The 12,700-nt window shown below is 71.7% G+C and carries 13 protein-coding genes; 5 read left to right on the top strand and 8 right to left on the bottom strand.

Annotated elements, in window-relative coordinates; genetic code table 11:
* Nucleotides 1-34: 34 nt before the first annotated feature.
* From ABZX61_RS30005 to ABZX61_RS30020, 4 genes are read right to left on the bottom strand one after another with little or no spacing between them, the layout of a single operon-like run.
* On the bottom strand, nt 35-1,255 hold the full coding sequence (locus ABZX61_RS30005; RefSeq protein ID WP_350728203.1) for an ABC transporter permease: 1,221 nt from the start codon (nt 1,253-1,255) through the stop codon (nt 35-37).
* A complete protein-coding gene (locus ABZX61_RS30010) occupies nt 1,255-1,950 on the bottom strand; it encodes an ABC transporter ATP-binding protein (RefSeq protein WP_355199529.1) in 696 nt (231 codons plus the stop codon). The genes ABZX61_RS30005 and ABZX61_RS30010 overlap by 1 nt, the downstream gene beginning before the upstream one ends.
* Nucleotides 1,947-3,080: a peptidoglycan-binding protein gene (locus ABZX61_RS30015; RefSeq protein ID WP_355199530.1), complete on the bottom strand. Its 1,134-nt coding sequence runs from the start codon at nt 3,078-3,080 to the stop codon at nt 1,947-1,949. The genes ABZX61_RS30010 and ABZX61_RS30015 overlap by 4 nt, the downstream gene beginning before the upstream one ends.
* A complete protein-coding gene (locus ABZX61_RS30020) occupies nt 3,080-3,601 on the bottom strand; it encodes a hypothetical protein (protein ID WP_355199531.1) in 522 nt (173 codons plus the stop codon). Before ABZX61_RS30020 ends, ABZX61_RS30015 begins: the two co-directional genes overlap by 1 nt.
* Before the next feature lie 156 nt (nt 3,602-3,757).
* On the opposite strand from ABZX61_RS30020, the gene ABZX61_RS30025 reads away from it, so the two are divergent.
* The 3 genes from ABZX61_RS30025 to ABZX61_RS30035 are packed head-to-tail and all read left to right on the top strand — an operon-like array spanning nt 3,758 to nt 6,172.
* Nucleotides 3,758-4,414 carry a response regulator transcription factor gene (locus tag ABZX61_RS30025; RefSeq protein ID WP_350728207.1) on the top strand — a complete coding sequence of 219 codons (657 nt, stop codon included), beginning with the start codon at nt 3,758-3,760 and terminating at the stop codon, nt 4,412-4,414.
* A 26-nt stretch (nt 4,415-4,440) separates the two neighbouring features.
* Complete coding sequence (locus ABZX61_RS30030; RefSeq protein ID WP_355199532.1) at nt 4,441-5,796, top strand: ATP-binding protein; 1,356 nt, start codon at nt 4,441-4,443, stop codon at nt 5,794-5,796.
* Nucleotides 5,797-5,815: 19 nt separating this feature from the next.
* Complete coding sequence (locus tag ABZX61_RS30035) at nt 5,816-6,172, top strand: ArsC/Spx/MgsR family protein (RefSeq protein ID WP_355199533.1); 357 nt, start codon at nt 5,816-5,818, stop codon at nt 6,170-6,172.
* A gap of 327 nt (nt 6,173-6,499) precedes the next feature.
* On the opposite strand, the gene ABZX61_RS30040 is transcribed toward ABZX61_RS30035, so the two are convergent.
* The 3 genes from ABZX61_RS30040 to ABZX61_RS30050 all read right to left on the bottom strand — a co-directional run bounded on the left by ABZX61_RS30040 (nt 6,500) and on the right by ABZX61_RS30050 (nt 8,195).
* Nucleotides 6,500-6,661 (bottom strand): hypothetical protein, encoded by a 162-nt coding sequence (locus ABZX61_RS30040; protein WP_355199534.1) that lies wholly within the window; start codon nt 6,659-6,661, stop codon nt 6,500-6,502.
* A gap of 173 nt (nt 6,662-6,834) precedes the next feature.
* On the bottom strand, nt 6,835-7,323 hold the full coding sequence (locus tag ABZX61_RS30045; RefSeq protein ID WP_355199624.1) for a hypothetical protein: 489 nt from the start codon (nt 7,321-7,323) through the stop codon (nt 6,835-6,837).
* A gap of 215 nt (nt 7,324-7,538) precedes the next feature.
* Complete coding sequence (locus ABZX61_RS30050) at nt 7,539-8,195, bottom strand: methyltransferase domain-containing protein (protein ID WP_355199535.1); 657 nt, start codon at nt 8,193-8,195, stop codon at nt 7,539-7,541.
* Nucleotides 8,196-8,327: 132 nt separating this feature from the next.
* On the opposite strand from ABZX61_RS30050, the gene ABZX61_RS30055 reads away from it, so the two are divergent.
* A complete protein-coding gene (locus ABZX61_RS30055) occupies nt 8,328-10,085 on the top strand; it encodes a protein kinase (RefSeq protein ID WP_355199536.1) in 1,758 nt (585 codons plus the stop codon).
* On the top strand, nt 10,082-11,797 hold the full coding sequence (locus ABZX61_RS30060) for a protein kinase (protein ID WP_355199537.1): 1,716 nt from the start codon (nt 10,082-10,084) through the stop codon (nt 11,795-11,797). Before ABZX61_RS30055 ends, ABZX61_RS30060 begins: the two co-directional genes overlap by 4 nt.
* Here ABZX61_RS30060 and ABZX61_RS30065 read toward each other — a convergent pair.
* Nucleotides 11,794-12,636, bottom strand: a complete 843-nt coding sequence (locus tag ABZX61_RS30065; RefSeq protein ID WP_355199538.1) for an SDR family oxidoreductase — start codon at nt 12,634-12,636, stop codon at nt 11,794-11,796. The genes ABZX61_RS30060 and ABZX61_RS30065 overlap by 4 nt on opposite strands.
* Nucleotides 12,637-12,700 lie beyond the last annotated feature (64 nt).

Genomic DNA, 12,700 nt, shown 5'->3' on the forward strand with positions numbered 1-12,700 from the left:
CACCCGGCCCCTTGGGTCCGCCGCCGGGAGGGCCTCAGGGGGTGGACAGGGCCTCGGTCGGGGAGAGGCGGGAGGCGCGGATGGCGGGGTAGAGGCCGGCCGCGGCGCCGATGGCCAGGGTGGCAGCGAGGCCGCCGACGGTGGCCCAGGCCGGGACCACGGAAGGCCAGCCGCTGTACAGCGCGTAGCCCATCGTGACACCTGTCCCCAGCAGGATCCCCCCTCCCCCGCCAAGTGCCGACAGAAGCAGCGACTCCGCCAGGAACTGGGTGCGGATCTGCCCCCGGGTGGCCCCGAGCGAGCGGCGAAGGCCGATTTCGGCGCGGCGTTCCAGCACCGAGATGACCATCGTGTTGGCCACCCCCACCCCGCCCACGAGCAGGGCCACCGCGCCCACCCCCAGCAGGAGGTTGGCGAACGCCTGGCTGGTCGCCTGCTTGGCGGCCAGGGCGTCGGACGGGCGGGAGACGTCCACCTCGTTGGGCGCCTCCGGGTTGGCGGTCCCGGCCAGCACCTGGCGTACGGCCTCCAGCTTGGACTCCTCCGAACGGGTGTAGAGCGTGGTCGGGTGCCCGTCGAAGCCCAGCCTGGACTCCGCCACCGGCCAGCCCACCAGGACGCCGCTGTCCAGTTCGGTGGCGAGCGCCACCGGGTTCATGACCCCGACGACCGCGAAGCGGACGCCGCCGATCACGACCTGCGTGTCGGGCCCGATCGAGCCCACGCCGAGCCGTTGGGCGGCGGAGGAGCCGAGCACGGCGGCCGGGTAGCGTTCGGTGGCGGCGTTGAGCCAGGTCCCGCTCCGCAGCGTCGCGCCGACGGTGGCGGGCAGGTCGAGGCGGGCCGCGTACGTGGTCATGCCGCCGGTCTGGGCCTCGGGGATCTCCTCCGACCGGTAGACCTTGGCCTCGCTTATGCGCCCGATCGACGAGGCCGCCTGGACGGGGCCGATCCGTTCGATCATCGCCTCCGCGTCCTTCGGCATCTGCGCGGCCTCGCCCATGAGCGTGGTTCCGGACGAGACCGTGAGCAGGTTGGTGCCGAGCGCGGAGAGCGTACGGTCCAGCTCGGCGCCCGACGAGGACGACAGCCCGACCACGCTGACCATGGCCGCGATGCCGATGGCGATGCCGAGCGCCGACAGGAAGGCCCGCAGCGGTCTCGTACGCAGGCCGACCGCCCCGACGCGCATCACGTCGCGGGGCCGCATCCTGGCCGGGGACAACTTCGGCCGGGGCGCTTCCACGACGGCCATCACACCGCCTCCAGCGGGACCCGCGCGCTGTCGGAGATGATCCGGCCGTCGCGCATCCGCACCTGCCTGGGCAGGCTGGCGGCGATCTCCCGGTCGTGCGTGATGATCACGATGGTGGTGCCGCTCGCGTTCAGCTCGTGCAGCAGCTCCATCACCCCCGTACCCGACACCGAGTCCAGGGCCCCGGTCGGTTCGTCGGCCAGGAGCAGCGGCGGCTCGCCCGCCACCGCCCTGGCGATGGCCACGCGCTGCCGTTCGCCGCCGGACAGCTCGTGCGGCTCGTGGTCCATCCGGTGCCCGAGCCCGACCCGTTCGAGCGCCTTGGCCGCGCGGCGGCGCCGCTCCGACCGGCTCAGGCCGGTGTAGACCAAGCCGTCGGCCACGTTGTCCAGCGCCGGGACCTTCGCGGCGAGGTGGAACGACTGGAACACGAACCCGATCGTGGTGGCCCGCAGCGCCGACAGCTGGTTGTCGGAGAGCTTGGAGACGTCGTACCCGTCGATGTGGATGGTCCCGGAGGTGGGCCGGTCGAGGGTGCCGACGACGTTGAGCATCGTCGACTTGCCCGAGCCGGACGGCCCGACGATGGCGATCAGCTCGCCGTGCTCGATGCTCAGCGACACCTCCCGCAGCGCCGCCACGCCGCCGGGGTACGTCCTGGACACGTCCGTCAGCGCGATCATGGGGTACGTCATTTCGGCATCCCCACGGTCATGCCCTCGGTGAGCCCGTCACCGCTGACCTCGACCCGTCCCCCGGCGAACAGCCCCGTCTCGACCTTGATGTAGCGGGACCTGCCCCCTTCGACGACCTCCAGGCCGTAGCCGCCCTCCTGCAGCGCCACCAGCGCCGCGACCGGCACGGTCAGCACGTTCTTGCGCTGGGAGGCCGTGAACGTCACGTCCACCGCCGCCTTGTCCAGCCCCTTGGCGGACTTGGACTCGCCGATCGAGACGAGCGCCTCGACCCGGGTCTCCGGCTCGGCGTTCTGGCCCTCGCCCGGCTTGACGACCGTGGCCACCTCGGTGACCTTGCCCCGTACGTTCTTGCCGTCCGGCAGCGTGACCTCGACCTTGGCCCCCTTCTTCGCCATCCGCTGGTCCTCGGCCTCCAGCTCGACCGTGATCACCTTGGACGTGCCCGTATAGGTCAGGATTTTCTGTCCCGGCGTGGCCGGCTGGCCCTTCTCGGACTCCAGGCTCTCCACCCGTACCTTGCCGGGGGCGAAGACGACCCGGCCCAGCTCGACCACGCCCGTCTCGTCCAGGCCGCGGTCCTCCTGCCACTCCTTGACGGCCTCGGCCGTGTCGTAGGTGTACTCGTCGTCGACCGTGAAACCGTCGTAGCCGAGCTTCTTGAGGTTGCGCTCCAGGTTCTCGACGTCCTTGCCCTCCACGCCGACCTTGAGGTCGCGGTAGGCGGGCGTGTCGCCGTACAGGAGCATGACCGGCTGGTTGTCCACCCGGTACAGCGACCGGCCGCGGGTGATCTGGGCGCCGCTGTCGGGCAGCCAGGTGATCGTGCCGGGCTTCCTGCTCATCGCCGTGGTCACGGGGCCGTAGCCGAGCTCGCCGTCGGCGTCCCTGGTGTCGTTCAGGGTCTGCCTGGTCACCGCGGTGGTGGCCGGGGGCAGGGCGGCGGCCGACCGGGTGGGGCCGGCGCCGCCCTTCAGCAGGCCGGCGCTGTTGATCGCCACGAACCCGCCGCCCGCGGCGACCAGCGCGATCAGGAGCCCGGCGACCACCTTGCCCCGGCCGCGTCGGCGGCGCGGCCGGGAGGGCGGGGAGCCGGGCTCCGCCTTCCCGTCGATGGTGGCCATCCCCATCACATGCCTCCCATGCCCGCCTCAGAGAGCTCCTTCTCGCACTTCTGCTGGGCGGACTTGAAATCGGGGTCCTGGCCGACCTCGGCGTTGATGCGCACCATGCCGCCCTCGGGGTCGGGGTAGGACTCGACGCCGTTGTCACGCATGCACTGGGCGACCTTGCGCAGCGCCTCGGCCCGCTGGGGGTCGATCTTGCCGCCCTCTCCGCCCATCTTCGGCGCGTACTGCTTGCACGCCTCCTGGGCGGCCTCGACCTTCTCCTGCGGGACGCTGCCGTCGAACTTCATCATGATGCCCTTGCCGGGCTCGGGGTCGGGGACCTCCACTCCGTTCTCGCGCATGCACTGGGCGAATTTGAGACCGCGCTCCTGCGGGTCCTCGCTGGGCTTCGCGCTGGCCGCGGCCTGGGTGCCGGTGCCGGACACCGACGCCACGTCGGAGCCGCCGCCACCGCCCGAACCGCAGGCGGCCAGGGTCAGGGTGAGCGCCAGGGCCATCGTGCTGAGGACTGGTCCTCGCATGGGTGTTCTCCTCCGTCGAATGAACGTGGTTCGAGGAGAGATGCAATAGGGGCCGCTGTTTCCTCAGCGTTTCCGTCCGCTGTTTGTTCTGCGGCTTATTTTGAGCAAATGCCGTCTACGCCACACTCGGCTCCGTAAGCAGAAGAAAGGTGCACGATGCGGGTGCTGGTGGTGGAGGACGAGCCGCTGCTCGCCGACGCGATCGCCGAGTGGCTGCGCGAGGAGACGCACGCGGTCGATCTGGCGCGCGACGGTGCGGCGGCGCTGGAACGGATCGCGGTCAACGAATACGACGTGGTCGTGCTGGACCGCGACCTGCCGCGCGTGCACGGCGACGACGTGTGCCGGGAGCTCGTCGCGTCCGAGCGCGACGCGCGGGTGCTGATGCTGACCGCCGCCGTCCAGCTCGACGACCGGGTCACGGGCCTGTCCCTGGGGGCCGACGACTATCTGTCGAAGCCGTTCGCGTTCCCCGAGCTGGCCGCGCGGGTCCTGGCGCTGGGACGGCGCTCGCGGCCGGCGGTGCCGCCGGTGCTGCGCAGGGCCGGGATCACGCTGGACCCGGCGCGCAGGGAGGTCTTCAGGAACGGGCGGTTCGTCCCGTTGTCGAAGAAGGAGTTCGCCGTCCTGACGGAGCTGATGCGGGCGAACGGCACCGTGGTCTCGGCCGAGCTGCTGCTGGAGAAGGCATGGGACGAGCACGCCGACCCGTTCACGGGCGCGGTCCGGCTCACCATTCTCAAGCTGCGCCGCAAGCTCGCCGACCCGCCGGTGGTGGAGACCGTGCCGGGGGTCGGGTACCGGATCCCATGAGCTTCCCTCGCATGAGCTTCCCTCGCATGAGCTTCCTGAGGCGGCTCGTACGGCCGCGGCCCACGCTGCGGCTGCGGCTCACCCTGTTGTTCGGCGCCCTGTTCATGCTCGCCGGGCTGACCCTGCTCGGCGTCACCTATCTGCTGTTCAACCAGCAGCTGACGAACTCGTTCGAGAGCCGGTTCATCGCCCCGCCGGGCAAGTCCAAGCAGCTGTTCTTCGTCCAGGACGGCGTCCAGCTCTCCGGCGAGGCGGCGTACGAGTGGATGCGGCAGCAGGAGCTGACGCTGCGCGGCGCGGCCATCACGTCGCTCCTCACGCAGGGTCTGATCGCGCTGGTCGTGGTCGGCGCCGTGGCCGTCTGGCTCGGCTGGGTGGTCGCCGGACGGGTGCTGGCCCGGCTGCACCGGGTCACCGAGACGGCACGCAGGATCGCCGCCGCGCCCATGGCCGAGCGCGGGCTGCACGAGCGGATCGCGCTGGCGGGGCCGGACGACGACGTCAAGACGCTCGCCGACACGTTCGACACCATGGTGGAGCGGCTGGACCAGTCCTTCGACGGGCAACGCAGGTTCGTGGCGAACGCCTCCCACGAGCTGCGCACGCCGCTGACGCTGAACCGGGCGCTGGTCGAGCTGGCCATGCACCGCCGTACGGCCTCGGCGGAGATCAAGGAGCTGGGCGAGAGCCTGCTGGAGATCAACGCCCGCCACGAGCGGCTCATCTCCGGGCTGTTGCTGCTGGCCAGGTCGGAGCAGGAGATCACGGACCGCTCCCCGGTGGACCTGGCCGACGTGGTGGCGCACGTGGTCAGGCAGACCGCCGCGGACGCCCACGACTCCAAGGTCACCGTGCACGAGGTCACCGCGCAGGCGCCCACCGTCGGGGACGCCCTGTTGCTGGAACGGCTGGTGCACAACCTGGTCGAGAACGGCATCCGCCACAACCTGGACGACGGGACCGGGTGGGTGCGGGTGGTGAGCCGGGTCGTGTCCGGCGGCCCGGGCGGCTCGGCCGGATCGGGCGGGTCGGCCGGATCGGGCGGCTCGGCCGGATCGGGCGGCTCGGCCGGATCGGGCGGCTCGGCCGGATCGGGCGGCTCGGGTGGCTCGGGTGGCTCGGGTGGCTTCGGCGGCTCGGGCGGGAGAGCCGAGGTCGAGGTCAGCAACACCGGGCCGGACGTGCCGCCATACGAGATCCCGCAGCTCTTCAAGCCGTTCCACCGGCACGGGGCCGAGCGCGTGATCACGGCCAGGAGCGCGGGGCTGGGGCTGTCGATCGTACGGTCGGTGGCGGTGGCGCACGGCGGGGACGTCCGGGCGGAGCCCCGGGAGGGCGGCGGCCTGGTCGTGACCGCGTCGCTGCCGCTCGCCTTCCATTAGCTCGGTACTGTCGGGTGTCATGGAGATCTGGATCAATCCGGCGTGTTCGAAGTGCCGCTCCGCGCTGTCCATCCTGGACGCCGAGGCCGCCGAGTACACCGTGCGCCGCTACCTTGAGGACCCGCCCAACGAGGCCGAGATCCGCGCGGTCCTGGCCCGGCTGGGCCTCGAACCGTGGGACGTCACCAGGACCGGCGAGGCGCGGGCGGCCGAGCTCGGCATGGCCACCTGGCCGCGCGACGCGGACGCCCGTGACCGGTGGATCGGGGCGCTGGCGGAGAACCCGATCCTGATCCAGCGACCGATCATCACAGCCGACGACGGAACAACGGTGGTCGCCCGGTCCGAGGACGCCATCCGCTCCGTACTCCCCTGACCGTCCCCAACGGCTCACCACCGAACACGACCAGACAGCCACGAACCACCACCAAACCAACACGCCCAGCACCCATCTCGGTGCCATGTCGGTCCGGCCACCACCCGCCCGCACCCCTTCGGCGCCACGGCGGTCCGACCACCATGCCCACACCCATCCCAGTGCCGCGGCCGGCCGGCCACCGCCCGCCCACACCCACCCCAGCGCCGCGGCCGGCCAGCCACCGCCCGCCCACACCCACCCCAGCGCCGCGGCCGGCCAGCCACCGCCCGCCCACACCCACCCCAGTGCCGCGGCCGGCCAGCCGCCACGCGCCCGTGCCCCTTCTCAGCGGCCCGGCAGTAAGCCCGCCAACACGCCCGCGCACATCTCGGCGGCACAGCGGTCCCCGCAGCCACCCATCCGTTCGTCCGGCCGATTTCCGATTTCGGCCGGATCCGCGCGGATGCGCAGGTCGTCGTGCTCGCGGGGACGGACGGCGAGGATCATCGACGCCGACACCGGCCAACTGCGGGCATCGCCCCCGTCGTTGACGACGACCCGGCGATGCGCGGCCGTACTCCACCAGCGGTGCGCGGCCGTACTCCCCCGGCGCCGCCTCGGCCGCGATGGGGGTGGGGCGTGGTGCACGCGGTCCTACGACCCCCGTGTGGATCGCTTGGTCAGTTGACGCAGTCCTGCGTCTTGAGGCTGAGCGCCAGCTCGTAGACCTTGCCCTTGGAGAGCAGGAACGAGTAGTTGGCCTTGGAGTTGCCGGGGACGCTCACGTACGGGTAACCGCTCGCCGCGGTCTTGACGCCCGGGTACGCCTTCTTGATCTGCGTCATCGTGGAGCCGAGGCCGATGCCCTCGGGCGTCTTGACACCCTTCGCGGCGAAGATCAGGGCCACGCCACGCTTCTTGGAGACGTACAGGCCCACATTGTCCTTGCCGGTGGGCAGGGCCTTCAGGTCCCAGCCCGCGCACGAGCCCGCCTCGCCGGCCTTCTTGAACACGACCTCTCCGGTCGCCTTGGCCTGCTTCTCGCTCATGCCGAGCCGGACCTTGCCGTAGCCGTAGGGCCCCAGCGCGGTCTGGGCGGACTGGGCGAACGCGGGCGCGCCGGCGGTGAGCAGTGCCCCGCCTGCCAGGACCGCCACAAGCACCTTCATCACGATGATCTCCCCTGTGTCGAACGGTACGCATGCTTCGAGTGGTGGACCCGGCGGAAAGTTCATCCGGATTAGTCACGAACGCGCCACACCGGCGGCGCAAACAGGCTCACAGCCGTGACGAGCACGGCCGCCACAGCGCCTGCACTCGCCCCTGGTGCCGGTCTGAAGATTCGGGGACACTCTGCCAGGCTCCACCGACAGTTCCGGGGTGGTCAGGCTGGGGCGTAGTGCGCGTTGACGGCGGGCTGGCCGGTGTAGTTGGGGCCGGCCTGGTCGTCCGCGCCCAGGTAGCGGTACGGGAGGTCGAGGCGTCTGCGGCCCCGGCAGCTGATCCTCCTCGTGCGCCCGTCGTACGTCATCCCTTGCGAGCGCAGGGCGGTGGTCAGGGGGCGGCCGGCAGGGGTGTCGTCCGGGAGGCGGATGCTGCGGGTGTCGAAGTTCGCGACGAAGAGGCCGTCTTCGGTGAGCCAGTCGGCGGCCTTCGCCAGGAGTGCGAGCTTGTCGCCGATGTAGTGCAGGCCGTGTACGCAGGTGATGAGGTCGAACGGGGTATCGGGGCGCCACGTGGTGACGGAGGCGGTGATCAGTCGCAGCCGTGGCGGGGTCGGCGGGCAGGCGAAGAAGTCGACCAGGTCCACGCCCACGATCTCGGCGTCCTGTCCGAGCAGTGCGGTGGCCTCGTTGAGGGCGTTCGCCGTGCCGCAGCACAGGTCCAGCCAGCGCGCCGGCCGGGCTTCCGTGGCGCGGAGCACGTCGATGACGTCGATGCCGAGCTCTCGGTTGTAGGAGGGGAGGCGGCGTTCGCGGTTCATGAGGCTGTTGGCCACGACGGGCGAGCCCTCCAACTCGTCGTCCGTGGTCAGCGGCATGATCGCACCCTTCTGGCCGCGCCCGGGATTACCGGAAGGTTTCCGACAGATCCGGAACTTCGCCACAAATCCGTATGCAGTCGCTATCGTACGTAACGATCAGCCGCCCCCGTCTCAGGAGTCACTTCTCTCATGCCGCAAGTCGAACCGCTGCGGGAGGATGACCCAGCGACAGTAGGGGAATACCGCCTGTTCGGCCGGCTGGGCGCGGGTGGCCAGGGGACCGTCTACCTCGGGCAGGCTCCCGGCGGGAGCCCCGTGGCGGTCAAGGTGCTGCGCGAGGGTGCGGGGTTCGACGACAGGCTGGCGAAGGAGATCGCGGCCGCGCGGCGGGTGGAGCCGTTCTGCATCGCGCAGGTGCTGGACGCCTCGCTGGGCGGCCCACGACCGTACATCGTGACCGAGTACGTGGACGGCCCCTCACTCCACCAGGCAGGCCGCCACAGCGGAGCCGACCTGCAACGGCTCGCCGTCGCCACGGCCACCGCGCTGGCCGCCATCCACCAGGCGGGCATCGTGCACCGGGACTTCAAGCCCGCGAACGTCCTGCTCGGTCCCGGCGGGCCGCGCGTCATCGACTTCGGCATCGCCCGGGCCATGGACGACGCCCTCACGCACACCAGCAGCATCGTCGGCACGCCCGCGTACATGGCGCCCGAGCAACTGGCGGGGCAGTCGGTGGGGCCGGCGGCGGACGTGTTCGCCTGGGCGTCGGTCATGGCGTGGGCGGCCAACGGGACGCCGCCGTTCGGGCAGGACACGCTGCCGGCCATCATCAACCGCATCCTCCACAACGAACCCCAGCTCGGCGACGTCCCGCATCCGTTACGGGGCATCCTGTACGACTGTCTGGCCAAGGATCCGCATGCCCGGCCGACGATGCGGGACGTCATCCTGCGACTGCTGAGCGGGCAGAACTCCGGGGGGCAGGGTCCGATGGCCGGGGTCCCCCAGGGAGCGGGGTCCGGTCCGATGCCAGGATCCGCAGGGCAGGGGCAGGCGCGGGGTTACGGGTCGGTGCCAGGGCAAGGTCCGATTCCGGGGCCGGGGCAGGTTTTCGGGGCTGGGAACGGGCCGGTGCCGATGCAGGGGTCGGTGCCGATGCAGGGGTCGGTGCCGGGGCAAGGGCCGATTCCCGGGCCGGGACGTGGGCCGGTGCCGGGGCAAGGACCGGTGCCCGGGCCAGGTCAGGGGTATGGGCCAGGGCCGGGGCGGCGGGGGGTGGCTGGGCGGCGGGTTGTGCTTCCGGTGGCCGTGGGTGTGTCGGGGGTCATGGTGGTGGCGCTGGTCGGTGGCGTCGTCTGGCTTGCCCCCTGGTCGAAGCAGACCGGTCAGGCGTCGTTCGCCGCCGATCAGCTCAGCCCGTCCGCCGCCACCAAGACCACGGAGCCCCCGGCCACGAAGACGCCACCCCGGAAGACCCGCAAGCCCACCCCCAAACCCACCCAGAAGATCACCCCCAAGGTCACGTCCACGCCACCGTCGGCGACGCCCACTCCCAAGCGCACCACGGCGCGCCCGACCGTGGCTCCCACCCCCACCAAGACCACCAAGAAGCCGGTCGCGAACGCCAGGGTCAGCATCCTCGAGATCGAGCTGTTCGGCGGCCCCGGCCAGAGCCAGGGAAGCGGCTGCTACATGCCGCCGGTCCACTTCCAGACCAACGTGGAGTCGACCCGGCAGAAGGTGTGGGTCTCCTACAAGTGGCTGCTGGACGGCAAGGCGGTCACGGGGAACAGGTCGTGGGTGTCCGAGGGCGGGTACACCGCGTTCGCGACCTCCGGCCAGTACATGCTCAAGGCCGGGCGCCACACGGTCGCCCTCAAGGTCACCTCCCCGTCGGCGACGCAGAAGAGCGTGTCGTTCAACGTCTGCGCCATCCCGACATGATGATGCCGGAGGCCATCGGCCCGTACCGGGTCGTCAAGCAGCTCGGCGAGGGCGGCCAGGGCGTGGTCTACCTGGCCACCGCCCCCGACGGCACCCGGGTCGCCGTCAAGGCGCTGCATGAGGGGCTGCCTGGTGACGGCCGGTTCGCGAAGGAGATCGCGGCCGCGCGGCGGGTGGAGCCGTTCTGCATCGCGCAGGTGCTGGACGCCTCGCTGGGCGGCCCACGACCGTACATCGTGACCGAGTACGTGGACGGCCCCTCACTCCACCAGGCAGGCCGCCACAGCGGAGCCGACCTGCAACGGCTCGCCGTCGCCACGGCCACCGCGCTGGCCGCCATCCACCGGGCCGGCGTCGTCCACCGGGACTTCAAGCCCGCGAACGTCCTGCTCGGACGCGACGGGCCGCGCGTCATCGACTTCGGCATCGCCCGCGCCATGGACGCGGCGCTGACCCGTACCAGCAGCGTCGTGGGGACGCCCGCGTACATGGCGCCCGAGCAGTTCATGGGCGCCGCCGCGGGTCCGGCGGTGGACGTGTTCGCGTGGGGGGCCGTTATGGTGTACGCGACCACGGGCGCCCCGCCGTTCGGCAACGACTCCGTGCCCGCGGTGCTCAGACGGATCCAGTACGAGGAGCCGCAGCTCGGCGGGGTGCCGGAGCCGCTGCGCTCGATCGTGTACGCCTGCCTGGCCAAGGATCCGGCGGCCCGCCCGGCCATGCACGACGTCCTCTTCCAGCTGATCGGCGGCCAGGCCCCTCCGCCACGCGGTTCAGCCCATCCGGCCTCACCAGGACCGGGGCCGGGGGCGTTCCCGGGCGGCCCGGTGCCGCAAGGATCGGCGGGTCCGGGCGTGGCGCCCATGGGATCAGGACATGCGGGTCCGGGGGCGTTTCCGGGAGGGCCCGCATATGGGGCCGTCCCGGGCGGACCCCATGGGCCTGGCCCGTACCGGGGACCCGCGCATCACCCCGGTGGCCCCTTTCAGCCGCCGATCGCCCACCTCCGGACCAACCCGGGACGGGGATCCTCCGGCAACGGGCGCATCCTCGCGTTCCTGGCCGGCGGGACCGCGGTCGTCGTGACCGGCACCGTGGTGGCCGCCTGGGCCTGGGCGCCGTGGTGGCCCGGCCGTGCCACCACCGCCAACATCGTCACGGCCTCCACCCCGACCGTCTCCGGCTCGGGCACCGGGGCGAAGGGATCCGCCAAGACCCCGCACCCCACCAAGAGCACGAAGACCTCCAAAACCCCGAAAACGCCCAAGACCTCCACAACCCCCAAGGCCACCACCGCGACCCGCCCCACCGCCGAGCCCACCTCCGAGCCCACCGTCAGCCGAACGTCCAGACCGACCACGAAACCCAGCACCTCCAAACCGACCGCGACCAGCGGCGGCGGCGGGGTGAAGTCGGTGTCCTTCAGGTACGAGGGCTACAAGCTGAGCGACTGCTGGCGCAACGACACGAACATCTGGGCCACGGTCTCGGCCACGGGCACCTACAGCTACCGGTGGCTCGTCAACGGCCAGAACCAGGGCAGGCAGGAGGGCACGTCGTCGTCGAAACCCCTGCTGCCGTCCATCACCTGGAAGGGGGCCGGGACGTACAACATCGTCTTCGAGGTGGTCACCCCGACGAGGTTCACGAAGAGCGCCACGGTGAAGATCTGCAGCAACAGCGAGAGCTGGGGCGAGGAGTGGCCGGACTAGCCTTGGCCCCTGGCCAGGAGCTCCTCGAACGTGGTCGCGGCGTGCCCGGTGAGCGTGGGGATCGCGTCGCCGACCCCCTCCAGCTCACCGGCGGCGATGGCCTCGTACGTCGACACCCACGCCGCCACCTGCCACGCGGGCGCGTTGTAGCCGCGGCGTGACTCGTAAGCCTCTTCGACCGTCTCCGGGTGGTACGTGATCGCGCGCCCGGTCGCCCTGGTCAGCGAGGCGGCCACCTCGTCCAGCGTCAGGGCCTGCGGCCCGGTGAGGTCGTAGGTCGCACCCTCGTGCGCGCCCGGATCCAGCAGGACCGCGGCTGCCGCCTCCGCGATGTCGTCCTGGGCCACCGCCGCGACCCGCCCCTGACCGGCCGGGCCGCGGATCACGCCGTCCTCCCCCGCCATGCCCGGCAGGAAGTCGGCGTACAGGTTGTCACGCAGGAAGGTGAAGGGCAGGCCGCTGTCGCGAATGTGCTGCTCGGTGGCCCAATGGTCGCGCGCCAGCGTGAACGTGGCGTCCGGGGCGGCGCCGTAGAACGAGATGTACACCAGATGGGCGACACCGGCGTCGCGGGCGGCGTCCACGAACGTGCGATGCCGGTCGAGGCGGTCGGCGCTCTCCGACGCGGACACGAACAGCACGGTCGAGGCCCCTTCGAGGGCCCGCCGCACCGCGCCGGGATCGCCGTACTCGGCGCTGACCGCGCTCGCGCCCGCGAGCGGGGCGACGCGGTCGGCCTGCCGTGAGACGAGCCGCTGCTCGACCCCGGCGGCGGCGAGCAGCGCGGCCACCCGCCCGCCGAGGCGGCCGGTGGCACCGGTGGTGACGATGAACCCCATACCGTCACCCTATTGCGGCCGGAGCTGTCAACCAGGCGTCCCCCTGCACCGTCTCCTCATGGTC

The sequence above is a fragment of the Nonomuraea sp. NPDC003709 genome (assembly GCF_040610775.1).
Taxonomy (GTDB): Bacteria; Actinomycetota; Actinomycetes; order Streptosporangiales; family Streptosporangiaceae; genus Nonomuraea; species Nonomuraea angiospora_A.

Excerpts from the sequence above, each read along its gene's own strand:
- ABZX61_RS30030 (WP_355199532.1), top strand. The coding sequence starts at position 4,441 with ATGAGCTTCCTGAGGCGGCTCGTACGGCCGCGGCCCACGCTGCGGCTG.
- ABZX61_RS30065 (WP_355199538.1), bottom strand. The coding sequence starts at position 12,636 with ATGGGGTTCATCGTCACCACCGGTGCCACCGGCCGCCTCGGCGGGCGG.
- ABZX61_RS30040 (WP_355199534.1), bottom strand. The coding sequence starts at position 6,661 with ATGATCCTCGCCGTCCGTCCCCGCGAGCACGACGACCTGCGCATCCGC.
- ABZX61_RS30005 (WP_350728203.1), bottom strand. The coding sequence starts at position 1,255 with ATGGCCGTCGTGGAAGCGCCCCGGCCGAAGTTGTCCCCGGCCAGGATG.
- ABZX61_RS30050 (WP_355199535.1), bottom strand. The coding sequence starts at position 8,195 with ATGCCGCTGACCACGGACGACGAGTTGGAGGGCTCGCCCGTCGTGGCC.
- ABZX61_RS30020 (WP_355199531.1), bottom strand. The coding sequence starts at position 3,601 with ATGCGAGGACCAGTCCTCAGCACGATGGCCCTGGCGCTCACCCTGACC.
- ABZX61_RS30010 (WP_355199529.1), bottom strand. The coding sequence starts at position 1,950 with ATGACGTACCCCATGATCGCGCTGACGGACGTGTCCAGGACGTACCCC.
- ABZX61_RS30025 (WP_350728207.1), top strand. The coding sequence starts at position 3,758 with ATGCGGGTGCTGGTGGTGGAGGACGAGCCGCTGCTCGCCGACGCGATC.
- ABZX61_RS30035 (WP_355199533.1), top strand. The coding sequence starts at position 5,816 with ATGGAGATCTGGATCAATCCGGCGTGTTCGAAGTGCCGCTCCGCGCTG.
- ABZX61_RS30060 (WP_355199537.1), top strand. The coding sequence starts at position 10,082 with ATGATGATGCCGGAGGCCATCGGCCCGTACCGGGTCGTCAAGCAGCTC.
- ABZX61_RS30015 (WP_355199530.1), bottom strand. The coding sequence starts at position 3,080 with ATGGGGATGGCCACCATCGACGGGAAGGCGGAGCCCGGCTCCCCGCCC.
- ABZX61_RS30055 (WP_355199536.1), top strand. The coding sequence starts at position 8,328 with ATGCCGCAAGTCGAACCGCTGCGGGAGGATGACCCAGCGACAGTAGGG.
- ABZX61_RS30045 (WP_355199624.1), bottom strand. The coding sequence starts at position 7,323 with ATGAAGGTGCTTGTGGCGGTCCTGGCAGGCGGGGCACTGCTCACCGCC.